Annotated in this window: 22 protein-coding genes and 4 tRNA genes; 16 read left to right on the forward strand and 10 right to left on the reverse strand. The window is 35.0% G+C overall.

Annotated elements, in window-relative coordinates:
- Positions 1–26 precede the first annotated feature (26 nt).
- The gene (locus CSC80_RS13050) at positions 27–1,763 is read left to right on the forward strand and encodes a RagB/SusD family nutrient uptake outer membrane protein (RefSeq protein WP_099192419.1); all 1,737 of its coding nucleotides are present in this window, start codon (positions 27–29) and stop codon (positions 1,761–1,763) included.
- An 8-nt stretch (positions 1,764–1,771) separates the two neighbouring features.
- On the opposite strand, the gene trpA is transcribed toward CSC80_RS13050, so the two are convergent.
- The 10 genes from trpA to CSC80_RS13100 form a co-directional block, all read right to left on the reverse strand.
- On the reverse strand, positions 1,772–2,536 hold the full coding sequence (gene trpA / locus CSC80_RS13055) for a tryptophan synthase subunit alpha (RefSeq protein ID WP_099192422.1): 765 nt from the start codon (positions 2,534–2,536) through the stop codon (positions 1,772–1,774).
- 7 nt (positions 2,537–2,543) lie between these two features.
- Positions 2,544–3,728 carry a tryptophan synthase subunit beta gene (trpB, locus tag CSC80_RS13060; RefSeq protein WP_058105982.1) on the reverse strand — a complete coding sequence of 395 codons (1,185 nt, stop codon included), beginning with the start codon at positions 3,726–3,728 and terminating at the stop codon, positions 2,544–2,546.
- A complete protein-coding gene (locus CSC80_RS13065) occupies positions 3,725–4,351 on the reverse strand; it encodes a phosphoribosylanthranilate isomerase (protein WP_074669763.1) in 627 nt (208 codons plus the stop codon). Before CSC80_RS13065 ends, trpB begins: the two co-directional genes overlap by 4 nt.
- Positions 4,348–5,139 (reverse strand): indole-3-glycerol phosphate synthase TrpC, encoded by a 792-nt coding sequence (gene trpC / locus CSC80_RS13070; RefSeq protein WP_099192424.1) that lies wholly within the window; start codon positions 5,137–5,139, stop codon positions 4,348–4,350. Before trpC ends, CSC80_RS13065 begins: the two co-directional genes overlap by 4 nt.
- Positions 5,140–5,189: 50 nt before the next feature.
- Positions 5,190–6,185 carry an anthranilate phosphoribosyltransferase gene (trpD, locus tag CSC80_RS13075; protein WP_099192426.1) on the reverse strand — a complete coding sequence of 332 codons (996 nt, stop codon included), beginning with the start codon at positions 6,183–6,185 and terminating at the stop codon, positions 5,190–5,192.
- Positions 6,186–6,237: 52 nt separating this feature from the next.
- On the reverse strand, positions 6,238–6,801 hold the full coding sequence (locus CSC80_RS13080) for an aminodeoxychorismate/anthranilate synthase component II (protein ID WP_099192428.1): 564 nt from the start codon (positions 6,799–6,801) through the stop codon (positions 6,238–6,240).
- Between the two features lies 1 nt (position 6,802).
- Positions 6,803–8,200: an anthranilate synthase component I family protein gene (locus CSC80_RS13085; RefSeq protein WP_099192430.1), complete on the reverse strand. Its 1,398-nt coding sequence runs from the start codon at positions 8,198–8,200 to the stop codon at positions 6,803–6,805.
- A 262-nt stretch (positions 8,201–8,462) separates the two neighbouring features.
- Positions 8,463–9,044 (reverse strand): YceI family protein, encoded by a 582-nt coding sequence (locus CSC80_RS13090; protein WP_180268621.1) that lies wholly within the window; start codon positions 9,042–9,044, stop codon positions 8,463–8,465.
- Between the two features lie 29 nt (positions 9,045–9,073).
- Positions 9,074–9,706: an NAD(P)H-dependent oxidoreductase gene (locus tag CSC80_RS13095; RefSeq protein WP_099192434.1), complete on the reverse strand. Its 633-nt coding sequence runs from the start codon at positions 9,704–9,706 to the stop codon at positions 9,074–9,076.
- 8 nt (positions 9,707–9,714) lie between these two features.
- Entirely contained in the window at positions 9,715–10,161 is a 447-nt protein-coding gene (locus CSC80_RS13100; RefSeq protein ID WP_058105990.1) for a MarR family transcriptional regulator, read from the reverse strand.
- 139 nt (positions 10,162–10,300) lie between these two features.
- On the opposite strand from CSC80_RS13100, the gene CSC80_RS13105 reads away from it, so the two are divergent.
- From CSC80_RS13105 to tuf, 15 genes are all read left to right on the forward strand, one after another.
- Positions 10,301–10,609, forward strand: coding sequence for a rhodanese-like domain-containing protein (locus CSC80_RS13105; protein ID WP_099192436.1), 309 nt, complete (start codon positions 10,301–10,303; stop codon positions 10,607–10,609).
- A 56-nt stretch (positions 10,610–10,665) separates the two neighbouring features.
- A complete protein-coding gene (locus tag CSC80_RS13110; protein WP_099192596.1) occupies positions 10,666–11,943 on the forward strand; it encodes a DUF2851 family protein in 1,278 nt (425 codons plus the stop codon).
- Positions 11,944–11,954: 11 nt separating this feature from the next.
- Positions 11,955–12,182 (forward strand): PspC domain-containing protein, encoded by a 228-nt coding sequence (locus CSC80_RS13115; RefSeq protein ID WP_058105992.1) that lies wholly within the window; start codon positions 11,955–11,957, stop codon positions 12,180–12,182.
- A 3-nt stretch (positions 12,183–12,185) separates the two neighbouring features.
- Complete coding sequence (locus CSC80_RS13120; protein WP_058105993.1) at positions 12,186–13,193, forward strand: potassium channel protein; 1,008 nt, start codon at positions 12,186–12,188, stop codon at positions 13,191–13,193.
- Between the two features lie 87 nt (positions 13,194–13,280).
- Complete coding sequence (locus CSC80_RS13125) at positions 13,281–14,891, forward strand: alanine/glycine:cation symporter family protein (protein WP_074669758.1); 1,611 nt, start codon at positions 13,281–13,283, stop codon at positions 14,889–14,891.
- 41 nt (positions 14,892–14,932) lie between these two features.
- Positions 14,933–15,781, forward strand: coding sequence for a helix-hairpin-helix domain-containing protein (locus tag CSC80_RS13130; RefSeq protein WP_236973390.1), 849 nt, complete (start codon positions 14,933–14,935; stop codon positions 15,779–15,781).
- Positions 15,782–15,791: 10 nt separating this feature from the next.
- Positions 15,792–16,961: an acyl-CoA dehydrogenase family protein gene (locus CSC80_RS13135; RefSeq protein ID WP_099192440.1), complete on the forward strand. Its 1,170-nt coding sequence runs from the start codon at positions 15,792–15,794 to the stop codon at positions 16,959–16,961.
- Positions 16,962–17,050: 89 nt separating this feature from the next.
- Complete coding sequence (gene rpsU / locus CSC80_RS13140; RefSeq protein WP_058105996.1) at positions 17,051–17,245, forward strand: 30S ribosomal protein S21; 195 nt, start codon at positions 17,051–17,053, stop codon at positions 17,243–17,245.
- A gap of 89 nt (positions 17,246–17,334) precedes the next feature.
- Positions 17,335–18,228, forward strand: a complete 894-nt coding sequence (locus CSC80_RS13145; RefSeq protein ID WP_099192442.1) for a tyrosine-type recombinase/integrase — start codon at positions 17,335–17,337, stop codon at positions 18,226–18,228.
- A 45-nt stretch (positions 18,229–18,273) separates the two neighbouring features.
- The gene (gene raiA / locus CSC80_RS13150; protein WP_058105998.1) at positions 18,274–18,576 is read left to right on the forward strand and encodes a ribosome-associated translation inhibitor RaiA; all 303 of its coding nucleotides are present in this window, start codon (positions 18,274–18,276) and stop codon (positions 18,574–18,576) included.
- Positions 18,577–18,679: 103 nt separating this feature from the next.
- Positions 18,680–18,753, forward strand: a tRNA-Thr gene (locus tag CSC80_RS13155).
- Positions 18,754–18,780: 27 nt separating this feature from the next.
- Positions 18,781–18,862: transfer RNA gene (locus CSC80_RS13160), tRNA-Tyr, on the forward strand.
- Between the two features lie 48 nt (positions 18,863–18,910).
- Positions 18,911–18,983: transfer RNA gene (locus tag CSC80_RS13165), tRNA-Gly, on the forward strand.
- Positions 18,984–19,054: 71 nt separating this feature from the next.
- Positions 19,055–19,126 (forward strand) — tRNA-Thr (locus CSC80_RS13170).
- A gap of 55 nt (positions 19,127–19,181) precedes the next feature.
- Positions 19,182–20,369 carry an elongation factor Tu gene (gene tuf / locus CSC80_RS13175; protein ID WP_058105999.1) on the forward strand — a complete coding sequence of 396 codons (1,188 nt, stop codon included), beginning with the start codon at positions 19,182–19,184 and terminating at the stop codon, positions 20,367–20,369.
- Positions 20,370–20,405: the final 36 nt, after the last annotated feature.

The raw sequence follows: 20,405 nt of genomic DNA on the forward strand, positions 1-20,405 counted from the left end.
CTTTGATAGGTTATAAATTGTAAATAATGAAAAATTTCATCCAATATTTCTTATTGTTTTTTGTGCTTTATTCATGTTCTGATGATAATACAATTTCTGAGATAGAAGAGATTGATTCTGGAAATATTGAAGTTACTGTTTTTCTGGGATCCGATGCAGCAATTGGTGCTGTTGTAACTACTAATCCAGAAACAAGAACATTGGTAGTAGGAGAATCTGGTGTAGTGGTATTTAATACTATTGATACGGGAAATTATATAGTCAACGTTGTGTTGAACCAAAATCCTGATTTTGTATATTTTCAAGAAGTTGTACTTACTAATAATGTTACTGAAAAGATAGTTTTTAATATCCCTGAAATACCCGAATTAACTGAGCAAGATTTGGACGTTGATTTTTTATTGAATGTATCCTATAATAATTTGAGCTCAATATTTAATGCAGATGCATATTTATCATATTGGGGGGATACTGGTACGGATATATTAAAAGCTAATCCAAATTTTAATGGTGAACTGGTTGATTTGGATGCCTATTCTTTTAATGCTCAATCTACTGTTATAAATCAGGTATGGGCAGAACATTATATTCAAATAAGGGGCTTGAATTTGGGAATCGACTATTTAATGGATTCTTCAAATGTTGTGTCCAGTGAGATAGATAGAAAAGAATTAGAAGCACATTTTAAATTTTTGAGAAGCTTATTATATTTCAATCTAATAAAAATATATGGCAATCCTCTTTTAAGCGTAACAGCTGAAATAGATTTAAGCGGTCCGCCAAACTATCCTCAAAATCCAAGTACCACCTACTCACAAATAGAAGAAGATTTGCTTTATGCAATTGAAAATTTACCAGTTTTAAATAGTAATGATCAGGCAAATCAGTGGAGCGCAAGATTTTTGTTGGCCAAAGTCTATATGACCATGGCCGGTTTTCCTTTAAATGAATACGGTAAATACGGCAGTGCTTTAGAACAGTTGAAAATTCTGCAAGGGCAGTATGAATTAATGTTAGATTATAATTCAGTTTTTAACGAAGAAAATGAAGCCTCAAATAGAGAAATTCTCTTTAAAATAACTTTTGATGGAGGTGAAGATTCCAAAAGTTCGTTTAACGATTATTGGGGACCTTTGGGTATTGCTTCAGAAGATGCACTGTTACTTGTTTCTGGTTTTGAAAATTCATTCAATAGTTCCATGTTATTTGAAAATCCTGTTAGTTTTCCGATAGAAATTGAAGACAATCGGTTTAAGAATAACATAGCGACATTCTCTATTTCTGGTAATAATGTGGTTAATGAAGTAGATCCAAAGAATTGGAGACCATTAAAATGGTATAACGGAGAATTGCCTGATGCAGATTTTGAGTCTACATCGTTTGACTATCCTGTTTTTAGATATGCAGATGTATTGTTGTTGTTAGCAGAAGCTGAGAATGAAGTAAATGGACCAACTCCTTTAGCTTATGCAGCGATTAATCAAGTTCGGGAAAGAGCATTTGGGAACGAGAACAATGTGCCTGGAAATCTTAATAAGGATCAATTCTTTGATGTAATTTATTTAGAGCGAAAATTAGAATTATGTTTTGAAGGCCATAGACGAGACGATTTAGTTAGATGGAACAAACTTCAAGAAGTTATAGATGGTTTTAACTCTACTAATGACTTTTCTAAAGATTACCAACCTCACGAGTACGTTTGGCCAATACCGCAATCGGAAATAGACTTAAATCCTAATGCGGTACAAAACCCAGGTTATTAGAAGGTTGCTTATCGAATAGTATTCACAAATTCTGAAATGGAGTTTACACCATTAGCCGTTAAATGTTTAATAAAGGCAGAACCAATTATTGCACCTTTAGCGGTTTTGGTTGCTTGCTTAAATGTTTCTTCGTCTTTAATTCCAAAACCGACAATTTGTGGGTTCTTTAAATTCATTTTGGCAATGCGCTCAAAATAACTTTCTTGCTCTTGACCAAAGCCGGATTTTGATCCTGTAACACTTGCAGAACTTACCATATAGATAAATCCGTTAGAGGCATTGTCTATTTGGTGAATACGGTCATCACTGGTCTGCGGTGTAATTAGAAATACGTTTAAGAGTCCGTGCTTTTTAAAAATTTCCTCGTATTCTTCCTGGTAAACATCTAGCGGTAAATCTGGTAAAATGAGTCCGTCAATTCCAATTTCTTGACACTTTTTACAAAATGCCTCAACACCGTATTGTAATATGGGATTAAAGTATCCCATAATAATCAATGGTATAGAAACCGTTTTACGAATATCTTTCAGTTGACTAAAAAGAATTTCGGTGGTCATTCCATTTTTCAAAGCGGCGGTAGAACTTTCCTGAATTGTTGGTCCGTCTGCCAAAGGATCACTGAACGGTAATCCTATTTCAATCATATCAACACCGTTCTTTTCTAAATCTTCAATAATTTTTACCGTATCGTTCAATGATTGGTAACCGGCCGTAAAATATATAGATAGAAGCTTTTTATCTTCTTTTAATTTTGATGTTATTCTATTGCTCATAATAAGGTTATGCTAACTTAAAGTAATCAATATATGTGTTCAGGTCTTTATCTCCACGGCCGGAAAGGCTAATAACGACGACATCATCTTTTTTGAATTTCCTATGTTCAAAAATGGCAAATGCATGTCCTGTTTCTATAGCGGGAATAATACCTTCTAATTTTGATAATTCCAATCCTGCAGCCATGGCTTCATCATCTGTAGCCGAATAAAACTCTGCACGACCAGATTTGTAAAGGTGAGAATGCATAGGACCAACGCCAGGATAATCTAATCCGGCAGAAATAGAGTAAGGCTCGGTAATTTGTCCATCTATGGTTTGCATCAACATGGTTTTACATCCATGAATGATTCCTACTTTTCCAAGGGCGGATGTTGCTGCGCTCTCACCAGAATCCACGCCTTTACCTGCAGCTTCAACTGCAATAATGCCAACCTCAGGCTCGTGTAGAAAATGATAATAGGTACCTGCGGCATTACTGCCACCACCAATACAAGCTACCACGTAATCTGGGTTTTCACGACCTTCTCTCTCTTTTAACTGCCATTTTATTTCCTCGGATATTACCGATTGAAAACGAGTGACCATATCTGGGTAAGGGTGTGGACCAATGGCAGAACCAATGATATAATGGGTGTCTACCGGATTGTTGATCCAATCTCTAATGGCTTCGTTGGTAGCATCTTTAAGTGTTCTACTTCCAGATTTTGCAGGTCTAACTTCGGCACCCAACATTTTCATACGGGCAACATTTGGCGCTTGGCGTGCAATATCTATTTCCCCCATGTAAACAATACATTCCATACCCATAAGAGCACAAACGGTTGCCGTAGCCACACCGTGTTGTCCAGCACCGGTTTCGGCAATAATTCTAGTTTTGCCCAACTTTTGAGCCATAAGAATTTGACCTATGGTGTTGTTCACTTTATGTGCACCAGTATGATTAAGATCTTCTCTTTTTAAGTATATTTTGCAACCATGTTTTTCAGAAAGGCGTTTGGCAAAATATAGGGGGGAAGGTCTACCCACATAATCTCTTAACAGCTGATGAAACTCTTTTTGAAAAGAATCTTCATGCATCAATTTTAAATAATTTTGGCGTAGTTCCTCTACATTTGGGTACAACATTTCCGGTATATAGGCACCACCAAATTCACCGTAGTATCCTTTTTCGTCAGCATTATAATTCATAGCGCTTCTTTAAACTTTTGTAATTCTTCAATATTTTTTAACCCTGGATCTATTTCAAATTTGCTATTTACATCAATGGCATAGCAGAATTTAGACTCGGGTGATTTCATAAACTCATTAATTTTATCAAGACTGTTCAAACCAATTCCCCCACTTAAAAAGAAAGGCTTGTTAGAAGGATAATTCTTAAGGACAGACCAATTAAAGGTATAGCCATTGCCCCCAGGAAGTTTCCCTTTAGTATCAAAAAGATAAAAATCGCACACATCTTCATAGGGCATTAAACTTTCAAAATCAAACTCATCTTTAATGGAAAATACTTTAATGATCTCAATTTTTTTATTCAACTTCATAAGTTCCTCTGCAACTTGTCTACAATATTCAGGGCTCTCGTGACCATGCAATTGAAGACCCTGTAATTGATGTTTTTTGACCAACGTAATAATATAGTCTATATCGGCATCAACAAAAACGCCTACTTTGTTGATAGTGTGTGGTAATTCGGGAATTTCCCCATCAAAAAATCTAGCGGAATGTTCCCAAAATATAAAACCAAGATAATCTGGTCGCAATTGTGCAACTTCAGAAGTATTTAGTTTCATACCGCAGATTTTGAGTTTCATCTTATTTCTTTTAGATCTTTAATAAATTGAATGGCACTATCGCCTGGAATATCGGTTTTCATAAAATTCTCTCCGATTAAAAATCCTTTATAACCAAACGTTTTTAATTCCTTAATTGCTTCAATAGAACTTATTCCGCTTTCAGATACTTTTACAAAATCATCAGGAATTAGGGATGAAAGCGATTTACTGGTCTCTAAGCTAACTTCAAAAGTCTTTAGATTTCTATTATTGACTCCCAACATATCTATGCTGGGCATGATTGATTTATGAAGTTCGTCTTCATTGTGTACCTCTAATAAAACATCTAAACCTAAACTTTTTGCCAATTCAGAGAATTTTTTTATTTCTTCTCTAGTTAGCACGGCAGCAATAAGAAGAATAACATCTGCGCCATAAGCTTTGGCTTCTATGATTTGGTATTCACTAATTATGAACTCCTTACGTAATAACGGTAACTGTGCCGATGCCCTTGCAATGATCAAGTCTTCTAAAGAACCACCAAAATATTTAATATCGGTAAGCACGCTCATACCACAAACACCCGCTTTTTCATACCCCATGGCAACCTGCCCAACATTTGCATTTTGATTGATGCTTTCTTTGGATGGTGATCTTCTTTTAAATTCAGAAATAATACCGGTGTCACTATCTTTAAGAGCTTGAGCCAGTGAAAAAGTCTCTCTGTTGAATAATACAGAATGTTCATATTGTGAAGAAGGGAAAATCAAATTTTTCAATTCTACTTCCTTTCGTTTATCCGCTACAATTTTGTCTAGAATATTCATTACATGTGTGTTTAGATAGTCTCATTTCATTGAGACAGAAAGTGTGCTGTTTAATTTTTGCTCAACTCTTGTATTTTCTTCAATGTGTTCAATCCTTTTCCACTTAGCAAAGATTCTTTGGCTTTTTCAAATCCTTGAATAGGAGTTAGGTTATTTACTGTGGCTATGGCAATACCGGCATTGGCACAAACTACATTATTTTGCGCTTCTGTGCCTTTACCTTGTAATACATTCATAAAAATTTGAGCAGAAGATTCAATGCCGTCACCGCCGACAATATCGGTTTGTTTAATTTCCGGCACACCAAAATCAGAAGGCTTTAGCATTGTTTCGGTATGGTTAGAAATGGTTTTGGTATTTCCTGTCAGTGATATTTCATCATAACCGTCCAAGGCATGTAATACGGTGAAATTTTTATCTGTTTTTTGATATAGGTATCCGTACATACGAGCTAATTCAAGATTAAAAACACCTACCATTTGGTTTTTTGGAAATGCCGGATTTACCATAGGCCCCAACATGTTAAAGAATGTTTTTACCGCCAGATCTTTACGAATAGGGGCAACGTTTTTCATAGCCGGATGAAATAGGGGCGCATGTAATACACAAATACCAGCCTCATCAATACATTTTTCTAAAAAGTCGGCATTGTTACTGAACTTAATTCCTAAAAACTCCATTACATTACTACTTCCGCATTTAGAGGAAACACCATAGTTGCCATGTTTGGTAACTTTTACACCGGCACCGGCAGTAACAAAAGATGCCAATGTAGAAATATTAAAAGTGTCTTTGCCATCTCCACCAGTACCGCAAAGATCTATGGGGTTGTAAGCAGATAAATCTACTGCCAAGCATAAATCTAGCAATGCATCTCTAAACCCTTCTAATTCTTCAATGGTAATACTTCGCATCATATAAACGGTCAAAAAAGCTGCTATTTGACTTGTATTGTAGTCGCCTTTAGCAATATTGACCAATATGCGCTTTGCATCTTCTTTGGAAAGTATCTCGTGATTTATGAGCTTATTTAATGTTTCTTTCATTTTTCAAATACTATACAGTTCAACCTTAAGTTTAGTTCGCTTTAATTATGATTTAAGCGTTCAGCCAGTTCTCTAACATTTTTTTTCCTTGAGGAGTAAGTACGGATTCTGGATGAAATTGTACCGCATGTACGTCGTATTTTTTGTGTTGTAAAGACATTATTTGTTCGTTTTCATCTACTGATGTTGCTTCTAGAACATCTGGTAAATTAGTGTCTACGACCCATGAATGATATCTGCCAACTTCTATTTCTTTGGGAATATCTTTAAAAATTACGGCATCTTTGGTAATGTTGATCTTAGTGGCTATGCCGTGGTATACTTCCTTTAGATTGATCAATGATCCTCCAAAAACTTCCGCTATTGCTTGTTGACCTAGGCATACCCCAAAAATACTTTTGGTTGGGGCATACTTTTCTATAATTGGTTTAAGAAGTCCGGCTTCATCTGGAATACCAGGTCCGGGAGATAATACAATTTTATCAAAAGCATCAATCTCTTCAAGTGTAAGTTGGTCATTACGCTTTACTACGACCTCGCATTCCAATTCTTCTAGATAATGAACAAGGTTATAAGTAAAGCTGTCGTAATTGTCTATGACTAATATTTTTTTCATTTTAAATGTCTTCTGCTATTTCTAAAGCCTTGGTTAATGCACCTAGTTTGTTATACGTTTCTTGTAGTTCACTTTCTGGGTCAGAAGCAGCAACAAGACCTGCACCAGCTTGATAATGGAGATTATGATTTTTGCTTAAAAACGTTCTGATCATTATGGCATGGTTAAAGTTTCCAGAGAAATCCATAAAACCTATGGCTCCACCATAATAGCCCCTGCTAGTCTTCTCATATTTTTCAATAAGCTGCATGGCCATATGTTTTGGGGCGCCACTCAATGTACCTGCAGGAAAAGTGTCTGCCACCACTTTCATGGTAGGTATATCTGGTTTTTTCATGCCTGTAACTTTAGATACCAAATGGATCACGTGAGAGAAAAACTGTACTTCCCTATAATTCTCGACTTTAACTACATTACCATTTCTGCTCAAGTCGTTCCTAGCTAAATCTACCAGCATAACGTGCTCACTGTTCTCTTTGTCATCGGTCTTTAGCTCTTTGGCGAGTTGTGCATCTTGTTCATCATTACCAGTTCTTTTAAAAGTACCGGCTATAGGGTGAATTTCGGCTTTGCCTTCGCTTACAATAAGTTGCGCTTCAGGTGAACTTCCAAAAATTTTAAAATCCCCGTAATCAAAATAAAACAAATAGGGCGAAGGATTTACCGAGCGCAAAGCTCTATAAACATTAAATTCATCACCTTTAAAACCTTGCGAAAAACGTCTACTTAAAACCAACTGAAATACATCGCCACGTTGACAGTGTTTTTTTGCCAAAGCAACATGCTCTCTATATTCCTCATCTTCAAGATTAGACTTTCGATCACCATCTATTTTAAAGTTGTAAGTGGCAAAATTTCTAATATTTAGTAGTTGTTCCAGTTCTGGAATGTTATTATCTGTATTATAGCAATGCGCAAAAAGGTATGCCTCGTTTTTGTAATGGTTAATTGCAATAATGTTTTGGTAAACCGCATAATACACATCTGGTATGCTTACCGAATCTGATTTTCGAGATATTTCCAAATCTTCAAAATACCGAACTGCATCATATGACATATAACCAAATAGTCCATTATTAATGAATTTATAATCATTGCTATCTGCCTTAAAAGCTTTGCTGAAAGAATCAATACTTTCAACAACGTCTATTTCTGGTGTTATTTGAATTTCTTCAACCACACCATCCGGAAATTGTTTTGTAATGATTTCGTTTTCCACTTTAATGGATGCAATTGGATTGCAGCAGATATATGAGAAACTGTTGTTATTGGCATGATAGTCGCTACTTTCCAAAAGAATACTATTTGGAAAACGGTCTCTAATTTTTAAATAAACACTTACCGGTGTTACCGTATCGGCAAGAATTTTTTTATGGTATGTTTTAAATTGATAGGCCATAGGTACTTTTATAAAATAAAGAAGGCTTGTCGTGATGACAAGCCTTTATATAGTTTTACTACAATGATGCTTTGCTCACGATTTTTTTCGTAAGTTGTTCCACCACCAAGTATTTGCGATTAAATTTTTCATTGAGGTTCAAATATAAAAAGGAAATTTAAACTTACAAACTTTACCTTATCAAAAATAAAAATCCCTTTGAATATATCTCAAAGGGATTTTAAATTGTTGTAATTCCACAAGTTTTATAGCTATCTAAAGCTTATAGTGCTAAATCTACCACTAAATCAAAGTCATTATAAATAGCTTTGTCACCTAAATTATCAAAAAAGCTTCCTGAGCCATATTTAATATCATATTTAGTTCTATCTATTTTAAGCGTAGCTGAAGCCTTATTTTCAAACATAGATACAACTAAAGTAACAGGCTTGGTAATTCCTTTAATTGTAAGGTCACCGGTTACCGTATATGAGTTATCGTTCATGGGTTTAACCGAAGTAAAAACCAATTTAGAAGTTGGGTTACTTTCAACACCAAAGAAATCTGCAGACTTCAAGTGTCCCTCTAATTTTTCTTTTCCTTTTCCTGCTTCTAGGTCGGTAACAACTATAGAAGTCATATCAACTACGAATTCTCCACCAACTAATTTTTTGCCCTTCATTTCTAAGTGACCAGATTTTAGATTAATGTTTCCATCATGTGAACCAGTAACCTTATATCCTTTCCAGGTAATTTTACTTTCGCTGACTTTTACTTCTTTCTTTTCGCCATCAATTGGGGTGGTAGCGGTTGCAGAGAAGCCAAAAACTGCTACGAATACTAAACTTAATAATGATTTTTTCATGTTTCTAATTTTAAATGATTGTGTTTAATTTATATGTGTGTAATTATTTGTTCTTGTGAATATCTCACCTTTGGGTAGTGTTGCGTATCGTCTTCGGTTGATCTATAACCGACAGCTAAAACTACTGCTGCGTTTAGACCTTTTTTGGTTAAGCCCAAAATTTTATTATACTGTTCTTTATTAAAACCTTCCATTGGGCAAGTATCTATTTCCATTTCTGCAGCAAGGGTCATTAAGTTTCCTAACACAATATATGCTTGGTTAGATGACCATTTATTTTTATCGTCATTAGGTAGGTCTAATAGTGCAGATTTCATACTTTGGGAATACCCCTCAAGATCTTCTTTTGTAACCCCTCTAGTGCTTATGATATTATCTATATAATCGTCAATTAATGCTTCGTCAAAATTAGATTTGTTAGCAAGAACGAAAAGGTAAGATGAATCGGTAATTTGTGGTTGGTTGTATGAAGCTTTTCTTAACTCTTGTCTAATATTATCATTTTTAATAACATAAATTTCATAAGGTTGTAAACCATAAGAGGAGGCTGTTAGTTTTGCCCCTTCTAGTAAAGTGTCTAGATCAGCCTTACTAACTTGTTTAGAGCTATCGAATTTTTTAGTGGCATAGCGCCAGTTTAATTTATTTAATATCGTATTCATAGTTGTGCTTAAAATTTATCTAATAATTCATTGAATTGATGTAACTCTTCTTCTGTAAAATTTTTAAGCATATTTTCTTCTGCTTCAAAAAGTATTCCATCAATTTGTTTTAATATGTTCAATCCATCTTCGGTAATTACAATTTCTACTTTTCTTCTATTTTTTTCGCATACGGTTCTGTTAACATACCCCTTTAAAATTAGCTTATCTACTAAGCGGGTAGTGTTACTCATTTTAGTAACCATTCGCTCATTAATGGTAGAAAGATTTGCAGGTTTTCCATTTTGCCCTCTTAATATTCTTAGTACATTAAACTGCTGAACCGAAATGTCAAATGGCTTCAACACCATAGAAACTTCCTCATTTAGTTTATTGGCTACCAGAGCTACATGAATTAATGTCCGTTTGGCCAACGGCATTTTTTTGTTTGTTTTTAAAATTTCCTCTACATTCATGTGTGTACAATAATTGTATATACAAATGTATAGTTATTTTGTTAGGATTAGTGATTGTTCAGATTAATTTTTTGTTAAAAATAGTTGTGAGGTATAAATAAATAAAAATCGATTATTTTTACGGTATATAATTTACACTATGGCAGATTTATCACAACAAGAATGGGAAGAGCAATTGGAGAATGATTCTAATGCAATAATTCTCGATGTAAGAACAGAAGAAGAAGTAGAGGAAGGTATAATTCCTAATTCAATTAATATAGATATCTATAAAGGACAAGAGTTTGTGGCTGAACTTGAGAAGTTAGATAAGACCAAAAATTATTATGTGTATTGTAGGTCTGGTAATAGAAGTGGTCAAGCTTGTGCAATTATGAAGAATTTAGGTTTTGATAAGGCTTTTAATCTTCAAGGCGGATTTATGAATTGGGAAGGTGAAACCGCTTAATTTTATTTCTTTAAGAAAATATGCCCGCTTTACAGCGGGTTTTTTATTTTTATGAAATGAAGGAAGATTTGCTTCATTTTATATGGAAGTACAAAAAATATCCAGTAAATGGATTAGAAACTACATCTAATGAACCCGTTTACATAAAGTCTGCAGGGATCCATAATCATTTAAGTGGTCCTGATTTTTTTAACGCGCAAATAGAATTGAATGGTCAATTGTGGGCAGGTAATGTTGAGATACATGTAAAATCATCAGACTGGTATGCGCATAACCATCAAGAAGATCGTAATTATGATAATGTAATTTTACATGTAGTATGGGAAGATGATATAGGTGTATATAGAAAAGATGGAGGTCAAATACCAACACTTTCCCTTAAGAACTATATTCCTGTGCAAGTGCTGGAGAATTATCAAAAATTGTTCAATGTTAAAAACCATAGGTTCATAAACTGTGAAAATGATTTTGACACGGTTGACGGATTTATAAGGAATAATTGGTTAGATCGCTTGTTTATAGAGCGTTTGGAACAAAAATCGGTCTACATTAATGAATTATTGTGCTATACCAATAATAACTGGGAACAAGTTTTATTTTTAATGTTATTAAAATCTTTTGGGTCAAAAATTAATCGTGAAATATTTGTTGAAATAGGCAAGTCTATTGATTTTTCGATCATTAGAAAATTGTACAAAAAGCCATTTCAAATGGAAAGCTTGCTTTTAGGGCAGGCAAATTTATTGGAAGTTGCTATAGATGATGATCAGTACTTAAATGAATTAAAAAAGGAATATACTTTTCTGAGCCATAAGTTTAATTTGATCCCGGTTTTCAAGTCCCCAGAATATTTTAGGCTTAGACCAATGAACTTTCCTACCATAAGATTAGCCCAATTGAGTGCCATTTATGCTGAGAATAATAATTTATTCCATACATTGATTGAAAATAATGAGTTAGATTTTCAGGAATATTTTAAAGTAGGTACTTCTCAATATTGGGATACCCATTATAATTTTGGTAAGAACTCTAAAAAAGGCAAAAAGAAAATATCAAATTCATTTTTAAATTTATTGATCATTAATACCATAATACCTTTAAAGTTTGCTTACAATAGGTATAAGGGCGCTCAGGATAATGAAGGTTTATTTAAAATGATGGCTAAAATTAAAAAGGAAGAAAACAGTATTATAGCTAACTTTGATAAATTAGAAACATCAATCTTTAGTGCTAAAGATTCTCAAGCCTATCTTCAATTGTACAATAATTACTGTACAAAAGATAAATGTTTAGATTGTGCCATAGGTGCATCTTTATTGAATGTAAAAGTCTAATTTTATACGCAATGAATGTATTCTATAAATTATTGCTTTATTTTCAAAAAAGAGGATTCGAAGTGTGCGGTAGAATTGCCGAGCGCTTGGGTATAAGGGCAAGAGTGGTTAGAACTTCTTTTATTTATCTGACCTTTGTAACGGTAGGTTTTGGTTTTGCTCTTTATCTTTTTCTCGCCTTTTGGTTGAAAATTAAGGATCTTGTTTATACCAAACGAAATTCAGTCTTTGATCTGTAATGTATGATAAACTTATTTCGGTCTAAAATATATTTGGCACTGACATTAATGCTAATGGTTTTGACCTTTGGTGTGTTGGGCTATAGGTTTATTGCAGATTATAGTTGGGTAGATGCTTTTTATATGACTATAATTACGGTCACCACTGTAGGGTTTTCCGAAGTAAGGCCTATGGGACCAGAAGGCAAAATCTTTACAATAATTCTTATAGTTACAAGTGTATTTATAGTTGGTTTTGCAATATCAATAGTCACCGAATACCTACTTTCCAGAAATTCAGTAGAACTGCTTAAAAAGAAGAAAATGAAGAATGCTATCGAAAATTTAAATCAGCATGTGATCGTCTGTGGTTTTGGGCGAAATGGAATGCAAGCGGCAGAAAAATTAAAGGCGTATAGGCGACCTTTTGTGGTAATAGAAAAAGATAAGGAGATAATAGAAAGGTTTGAAGATGACGTATTGTTTATTGAAGGCGATGCAAATGATGATGATGTGCTATTGCAGGCAGGTATAGAGCGAGCAAAATTTTTAATAGCAACATTACCTGATGATGCAGCTAATCTGTTTGTAGTTTTATCGGCAAGGCAAATGAAGAAAAATCTGTTCATTATAAGCAGAGCTTCTTTAGTGAATTCTCAGAAAAAATTGTTTTTGGCAGGTGCTAATAAAGTAATTATGCCAGATAAAATAGGTGGAGACCATATGGCATCCTTAGTAGTGATGCCAGATTTAATAACATTTATGGACAAGCTTTCTACAGAAGGTGAAAATACTACTAACCTAGAGGAAGTGGCAATAGAAGATTTTTCGGATCAAATAGAATGTAACTCTTTAAGGGATTTGGATTTAAGAAGAAAAACAGGATGTACCATAATAGGTTACATATCACCTGATGGCAATTATATCATCAACCCAGAAGCGGATATGGAACTGCAACCAAAAAGTAAGGTCATTGTGCTGGGAAGACCAGAACAAATTAAAAAATTAAATGAGATGTTCCATATAGAATAATCATCTTTCTATCATATATATTTGATTGCATCCATTATTTTTAGGATATTGCTAGACTAACTGACTAATTCAAAAATTTTAAAACTTATGAAGTATAGACTTCTAACTCTATTAACACTGTTAATACCATTTCTTTCAATTGCACAAGAAAAAGGTTTGGATGAAAAAGTAAATGACGCCTTTATGCCTTTTGCAACATGGTGGGAAGCTACAGTATTGACTTCTATTCCAATTGCTGGGTATAACATACCAATTGTATTGATTCTTTTAATAGCAGGAGCTACCTTTTTTACCATTTATTTCAAATTTCCGGGTATAACTAAATTTCCATTGGCAATTAATGTTGTAAGGGGTAAATATGAGGAAATTGAAAAATACGGGCTGGAAAAAGTTCAGCAGCATATGACCGAAGATGGTGATATACCTGATACTATTAGAGACGAAAGTGAAGAGGGTGAGGTAAGTCACTTTCAAGCTTTGGCAACTGCTGTTTCTGGTACAGTAGGTCTGGGTAATATAGCGGGGGTTGCCGTAGCAATTGCTTTGGGTGGTCCTGGGGCAACATTTTGGATGATCGCTTGCGGACTTATTGGTATGTCAACGAAATTTGTAGAATGTACTTTAGGGGTTAAATATCGTGATGTAGGTCCTGATGGCACTGTTTACGGTGGTCCAATGTACTATTTGTCGCGTGGACTTAGTGAAAGTAACTTTAAGTTTTTAGGTAAAATATTAGCCGGTATCTTCGCTGTGCTATGTGTGGGTGCATCTTTTGGTGGTGGTAACGCTTTTCAATCTAATCAAGCTGCCGTACAATTGACTTCAATGTTAAATTTAGAAGGTGGGGCTACAGGTGTAATTATTGGAGTAATACTTGCGGTATTGGTAGGTATTGTAATCATTGGAGGAATTAAAAAGATTGCCAGTGTTACAGAAAAGATAGTTCCTTTTATGGCAGGTATTTATGTATTGGCTTCTTTGGTAATCATATTTGCAAACATAAAGTATATAGGTGATGCGTTCGGGATGATTTTCGCTGGTGCGTTTTCTCCAGATGCTGCAATTGGTGGTATTATTGGGGTTATCATTGTAGGTTTTCAAAGAGCGGCTTTCTCTAATGAGGCTGGTGCAGGGTCTGCTGCAATAGCACACTCGGCGGTAAAGACAAGATATCCGGCAAGTGAAGGTATAGTAGCGTTATTGGAACCGTTTATTGATACCGTGGTCATTTGTACCATGACCGCGTTAGTGATCATTTTCTTTAATATGGATGCCGGTGCTTTTGATTATGGTAATGGTATTGGTAGTACCGTAATGTTAAATGATACTGGAGCATATGTTGGTGGTGTGGACTTAACTTCAATGGCATATGACTCTGTAATACCTGGGTTTAGATATGTACTTACCATTGCAATTATACTATTTGCCTTTTCAACAATGATATCTTGGTCTTATTACGGACTTCAATCTTGGAAATATTTGTTTGGAAGAGGGAAAACTGCAGATATCGTTTATAAGGTTCTTTTCTTAATGTTCGTGGTTATTGGTGCGGCAGCAACGCTAGACGCTGTAATCAAGTTTTCAGATGCTATGATTCTGGCATTGGTATTTCCAAATATGATAGGTCTGCTTATCCTTTTCCCTAAGGTTAAGAAGAGTTTTGATAGGTATTTGACAGCCATTAGAAAGGTGTACTAATATTTATATAGATTTTGAAAAATCTCAAATCCCACTTCAAGTTGAATAAACAAGAACGAAGTGGGATTTTCTTTTTGTTGTTATTGCTTATCCTTGTTCAAATAGGTTACTATGTCTACAGATCCTATTCTTCAAAAGTGTCAGGTCCTTTAATTTTAGAAAATTCCCTTCAGGTCCAGGTAGATTCTCTAAAAACCATAGCAGCAAAGAATAATAAGGAGCGTGTCTACCCATTTAATCCTAATTTTATTACTGATTTTAAAGGATATTCTCTTGGTATGACAATAGAAGAGATTGATAGGCTACATGATTATAGAAAGCGAAATAAGTTTGTGAATTCAGCGGAAGAGTTTCAGGAGGTTACCAAGGTTTCAGATTCCTTATTAAATGTAATCTCTAAGGATTTCAAGTTTCCGGAATGGACACAAAATGCTAAACCAAAATCTACCCATGAGTCTAGGTCTATTATATCTGAAAAGGTCCATAAAGTTATTTTGAAGGATTTGAACACTGTTACTGCTCAAGACTTGCAGAAAATAAGTGGAATTGGTGAGAAATTGTCTGCTAGGATTATAAAATTTAGAGATAGGTTGGGTGGTTTTTTAATCGATGAGCAACTGTATGATGTTTATGGTCTTGAAAAAGATGTGGTAAAAAGAACTTTGAAAGAGTTTAGGGTGATCAGTAAACCAAAAATCGTAAAAATTAACGTAAATATTGCAACTGCTTCAGAATTGTCAAAATTGATATATCTTCAAAAACACGTATCAGAAAGCATTGTAAATTATCGTAATCTCAACGGAAGTATCAATTCTTTGAACGAATTATCAAAAATAGAAAATTTTCCTATAGAGCGTATTGATAGAATTGCCTTATATTTGTCATTATAAAAATAACGCTATGCAAAGTATGTACTTCACCGAAGAACATCAATTATTTAGGGCCAGCCTTAAAGATTTTTTACAAAAAGAAGTAGTTCCCCATATAGACAAGTGGGAAGAAACAGGGACTATAGAAAGGTTTATTTGGAAGAAGTTTGGGGATATGGGCTATTTTGGTTTGGCAACTCCTGAAGAAGATGGTGGACTTGGACTTGATCTCTTTTATACTATTATACTGTTAGAGGAACTTCAGAAAATTAATTCTGGAGGATTTGCGGCGGCAATATGGGCACATGCATATTTGGCAATGACCCACTTGAACAAAGAGGCAGATTCTTTTTTAAAGGAAAAATATCTGCGTCCAAGTGTAGATGGTGATAAAATTGGCTGTTTATGTATATCTGAACCTTTTGGTGGTAGTGATGTAGCTGCAATGAGAACAACTGCAATTAAAAAAGGTGATCATTATGTTTTAAATGGTTCTAAGACCTTTATTACTAATGGGGTTTATGCGGATTATATGATTGTTGCGGCTAAAACAAATCCTGAATTAGGGAATAAAGGAATAAGCATATTTGCAGTAGATAGAAACAGTGAAGGTGTAACGGCTAATAAGTTGAATAAACTGGGTTGGCGAGCATCCGATACTGCAGAATTGGCTTTTGATAATGTTAAAATACCTGTTGAGAATTTAATGGGTGTTGAAAATATGGGCTTTTCTTATATAATGGAGCACTTTTCATTAGAAAGGTTGATCATGGGGGTAAATGCCCATGCCCGTTCTGAGCATGTTTTGGAGTATGCATTGAATTATATGTCAGAAAGAGAGGCGTTTGGTAAACCTATCAATCAATTTCAAGCGTTAAGGCATAGGGTAGTTGATCTTTATGCGGATATAGATATGTGTAAAGAGTATAATTACTCTGTAGCCTATAAATTGGATAAGGGACAATATGTGGTGAAAGAAGCCACTATTTCAAAATTGAAATCCACAAAGGTTGCAGATGAGGTTGCTTATGAGTGTTTGCAATTTTTAGGTGGTTACGGGTATATTGAGGACTACCCCATGGCACGAAATTTTAGAGACAGCAGGTTAGGACCTATTGGTGGTGGAACATCTGAAATATTAAGGGAAATAATTTCTAAGATTATCATTGATAAGAAAGAATATAAGCCGGCTACGGTTTAGTTCTGGAAATTTTATAGTTTAAAGGTTGCCCATTTAAATATAGTTAGTATATTTGCAGCCTTAATCATAAAGAAAGGAGGTTGTAGCCCATGTTAATAATACCAGTAAAAGAAGGAGAAAACATCGATAGAGCTTTAAAGCGTTTCAAGCGTAAGTTTGATAAGACAGGTACAATGAGACAGTTGCGTAAGCGTCAACAGTTCACAAAACCTTCAGTTGAGCGTAGAGCACAGATACAAAAAGCAGAATATATTCAAGGTCTAAGAGATCAAGAAGAAGTTTAGGCTTTGTTTTAGAAAATAAAAATCCCGCAATTTGCGGGATTTTTTTTGCTCCATAATCAAGTAATTTAAAACTTTGATACCTTTAGGTAATGTATTTATCAGAATTTATATCATACCTCACATTAGAGAAAAAATACTCTGCACATACGGTTAAGGCGTACCAAAATGATGTTCTGGAGTTTAAGAATTTTTGTGGGGCCAATTATGAGATTGAAGATATTGATACGGTAGAATATGTTTTAATTCGTCATTGGATAGTAGAATTGTCTGAAAAGCAGATTGATAATAGGACAATAAATAGGAAAATTTCATCATTGAAGGCGTATTTTAAATTCCTTCAAAAAATTGATGTGACTACTGTTAGTCCTTTGAGTATGCACAGAGCATTAAAGACAGCAAAAAAGATAGAGATTCCTTTTTCTGAGCTTGAGATGGGGAAAGTATTATCTGAAATTGAATATGCAGATGATTTTGAAGGGGTGCGGGATGAATTATTAATACATGTTCTTTATGTTACCGGTATGCGTAGGGCAGAGGTTATTTCTTTAAAAGTGTCAGATGTAGATTTTGCGAATATGACCATAAAGGTGCTGGGGAAAAGAAATAAAGAGCGACTTGTGCCAATGCTTTTGGAAACAAAGGAAAAGTTTAAGATTTATTTGGATAACAGAAAGGATTTAAAGGAAATTAATGACGGTTCATATATGTTTTTGACTTTGTCAGGTAATAAATTATATGAAACACTTGTTTATAGATTAATAAAAAAGTATTTTAGAGAGGTTTCCTCAAAGGTGAAAACGAGTCCGCATATTCTTAGGCATACGTTTGCAACACATCTTTTGAACAAAGGTGCAGATTTAAATGCGGTCAAAGAATTATTGGGTCATTCTAGTCTGGCATCAACCCAGGTATATACGCATAATAGTATTGCTGAATTAAAGAAAGTGCATGCTAAAGCTCATCCAAGGGGAAATAAAAAATAAATGTTTAATCTGGCTAAATTCTTAAGGCCTATAAATTTCCTGACTATGAAAGTAAATACGCAATCGGTAAATTTTAATGCAGACAGAAAATTGATAAATTTTCTTCAAAACAGACTTGATAAGGTGGAAACCTTTTATTCTAAGGTGATTAGCTCTGATGTTTATATGAAAGTGGAAAATACGAGTGCAAAGGAGAATAAGATAGTTGAGATTAAGATTTCTGTACCTAAAGATAAATTTGTGGTAAAAAAGCAATGTAAGTCATTTGAGGAGGCTGTGGATTCAGCTTGTAGTTCGCTGGAACGCAGGCTAATAAAACAAAAGCAGAAATTAAGATTACAAGTTTGAGAAAAATTTTTCAAAATTTGTTTTGAATAAATAAAAAATACTATACATTTGCAGTCCGTTAGAAATAGCGGGCTTTTTTATGACGGAAAAAGTCGTGAAATAAGCCGATGTAGCTCAGCTGGCTAGAGCAGCTGATTTGTAATCAGCAGGTCGTGGGTTCGAGTCCCTCCATCGGCTCTGAAGTTCTTTAAAATAATAGTTTGAGGGGAGATACTCAAGCGGCCAACGAGGGCAGACTGTAAATCTGCTGACTACGTCTTCGCAGGTTCGAATCCTGCTCTCCCCACAAAACTTTTTACTTGAAGGATTTTATTGAAATATTGTAATATTATAAGCGGGAGTAGCTCAGTTGGTAGAGCGTCAGCCTTCCAAGCTGAATGTCGCCGGTTCGAACCCGGTCTCCCGCTCTATAAATTTTGACAGAAATGTCATTCCTGCGAAGGCAGGAATCTGCTATTTGGTAGATTCAACACTTTACGCCGGTGTAGCTCAGGGGTAGAGCGTTTCCTTGGTAAGGAAGAGGTCACGAGTTCAAATCTCGTCATTGGCTCAATTAAGGTATAAATTTGTACACTAATATAAACTAAGATTAAAATACATTAAACATGGCAAAGGAAACTTTCGATCGTTCCAAACCGCACTTAAATATAGGTACTATTGGACACGTGGATCACGGTAAAACTACATTGACTGCTGCTATTACTACTGTTTTGGCAAATGCAGGTCTTTCTGAATTGAGAAGTTTCGATTCTATCGATAACGCTCCTGAGGAAAAAGAAAGAGGTATTACAATTAACACTTCTCACGTAGAGTATTCTACAGCTAACCGTCACTATGCACACGTTGACTGTCCTGGTCACGCGGATTATGTAAAGAACATGGTTACTGGTGCTGCTCAGATGGACGGTGCTATTTTGGTTGTTGCTGCTACGGATGGTCCTATGCCACAAACTCGTGAGCACATCCTTTTAGGTCGTCAGGTAGGTATTCCAAGAATCGTTGTATTCATGAACAAAGTGGATATGGTTGATGATGCTGAGTTGATCGAATTGGTAGAGATGGAAGTAAGAGAATTACTTTCTTTCTATGAGTATGATGGTGATAATGGTCCTGTGATCGCTGGTTCTGCATTAGGTGCATTGAACGGTGAGCAAAAATGGGTTGATACGGTTATGGAGTTGATGGAAGCTGTTGATAACTGGATCGAACTTCCTGCTAGAGATGTTGATAAGGATTTCTTAATGCCGGTTGAAGATGTATTTACTATTACTGGTCGTGGTACTGTTGCTACTGGTCGTATAGAAACTGGTATTGCAAACACTGGTGATCCTGTTGAGATTATTGGTATGGGTGCTGAGAAATTGAACTCTACTATTACTGGGGTTGAAATGTTCCGTAAAATATTAGATAGAGGTGAAGCTGGTGATAACGTAGGTATCTTGTTAAGAGGTATTGAAAAATCTCAAATTAGCCGTGGAATGGTAATCTGTAAGCCAGGTTCTGTAAAGCCACATGCTAAATTTGAAGCTGAGGTTTACGTATTGAAAAAAGAAGAAGGTGGTCGTCACACACCATTCCATAATAACTATCGTCCACAGTTCTACGTAAGAACTACTGACGTGACAGGTAACATTTCTTTACCTTCTGGAGTTGAAATGGTAATGCCGGGTGATAACCTTACGATTACAGTTGAGTTGATTCAGCCAATCGCATTAAGCGTAGGTTTACGTTTCGCTATCCGTGAAGGTGGTAGAACAGTAGGTGCTGGTCAGGTTACTAAGATTATAGATTAATTTAGTCTTAAAAGAGTATTGTGTATAAGGGTGTTC

The organism is Maribacter sp. 6B07, from assembly GCF_002700155.1.
In the GTDB taxonomy this organism is placed as follows: Bacteria; Bacteroidota; Bacteroidia; order Flavobacteriales; family Flavobacteriaceae; genus Maribacter; species Maribacter dokdonensis.

Bases quoted from the DNA above. Each gene is read 5' to 3' on its own strand.
- tuf (WP_058105999.1), top strand. From the start codon at position 19,182: ATGGCAAAGGAAACTTTCGATCGTTCCAAACCGCACTTAAATATAGGT.
- CSC80_RS13090 (WP_180268621.1), bottom strand. From the start codon at position 9,044: ATGAAAAAATCATTATTAAGTTTAGTATTCGTAGCAGTTTTTGGCTTC.
- CSC80_RS13050 (WP_099192419.1), top strand. From the start codon at position 27: ATGAAAAATTTCATCCAATATTTCTTATTGTTTTTTGTGCTTTATTCA.
- CSC80_RS13145 (WP_099192442.1), top strand. From the start codon at position 17,335: ATGTATTTATCAGAATTTATATCATACCTCACATTAGAGAAAAAATAC.
- CSC80_RS13125 (WP_074669758.1), top strand. From the start codon at position 13,281: ATGAAGTATAGACTTCTAACTCTATTAACACTGTTAATACCATTTCTT.
- CSC80_RS13110 (WP_099192596.1), top strand. From the start codon at position 10,666: ATGAAGGAAGATTTGCTTCATTTTATATGGAAGTACAAAAAATATCCA.
- CSC80_RS13135 (WP_099192440.1), top strand. From the start codon at position 15,792: ATGCAAAGTATGTACTTCACCGAAGAACATCAATTATTTAGGGCCAGC.
- CSC80_RS13065 (WP_074669763.1), bottom strand. From the start codon at position 4,351: ATGAAACTCAAAATCTGCGGTATGAAACTAAATACTTCTGAAGTTGCA.
- trpC (WP_099192424.1), bottom strand. From the start codon at position 5,139: ATGAATATTCTAGACAAAATTGTAGCGGATAAACGAAAGGAAGTAGAA.
- trpD (WP_099192426.1), bottom strand. From the start codon at position 6,185: ATGAAAGAAACATTAAATAAGCTCATAAATCACGAGATACTTTCCAAA.
- CSC80_RS13105 (WP_099192436.1), top strand. From the start codon at position 10,301: ATGGCAGATTTATCACAACAAGAATGGGAAGAGCAATTGGAGAATGAT.
- trpA (WP_099192422.1), bottom strand. From the start codon at position 2,536: ATGAGCAATAGAATAACATCAAAATTAAAAGAAGATAAAAAGCTTCTA.
- CSC80_RS13095 (WP_099192434.1), bottom strand. From the start codon at position 9,706: ATGAATACGATATTAAATAAATTAAACTGGCGCTATGCCACTAAAAAA.
- CSC80_RS13115 (WP_058105992.1), top strand. From the start codon at position 11,955: ATGAATGTATTCTATAAATTATTGCTTTATTTTCAAAAAAGAGGATTC.
- CSC80_RS13085 (WP_099192430.1), bottom strand. From the start codon at position 8,200: ATGGCCTATCAATTTAAAACATACCATAAAAAAATTCTTGCCGATACG.
- rpsU (WP_058105996.1), top strand. From the start codon at position 17,051: ATGTTAATAATACCAGTAAAAGAAGGAGAAAACATCGATAGAGCTTTA.
- trpB (WP_058105982.1), bottom strand. From the start codon at position 3,728: ATGAATTATAATGCTGACGAAAAAGGATACTACGGTGAATTTGGTGGT.
- CSC80_RS13080 (WP_099192428.1), bottom strand. From the start codon at position 6,801: ATGAAAAAAATATTAGTCATAGACAATTACGACAGCTTTACTTATAAC.
- CSC80_RS13120 (WP_058105993.1), top strand. From the start codon at position 12,186: ATGATAAACTTATTTCGGTCTAAAATATATTTGGCACTGACATTAATG.
- raiA (WP_058105998.1), top strand. From the start codon at position 18,274: ATGAAAGTAAATACGCAATCGGTAAATTTTAATGCAGACAGAAAATTG.
- CSC80_RS13100 (WP_058105990.1), bottom strand. From the start codon at position 10,161: ATGAATGTAGAGGAAATTTTAAAAACAAACAAAAAAATGCCGTTGGCC.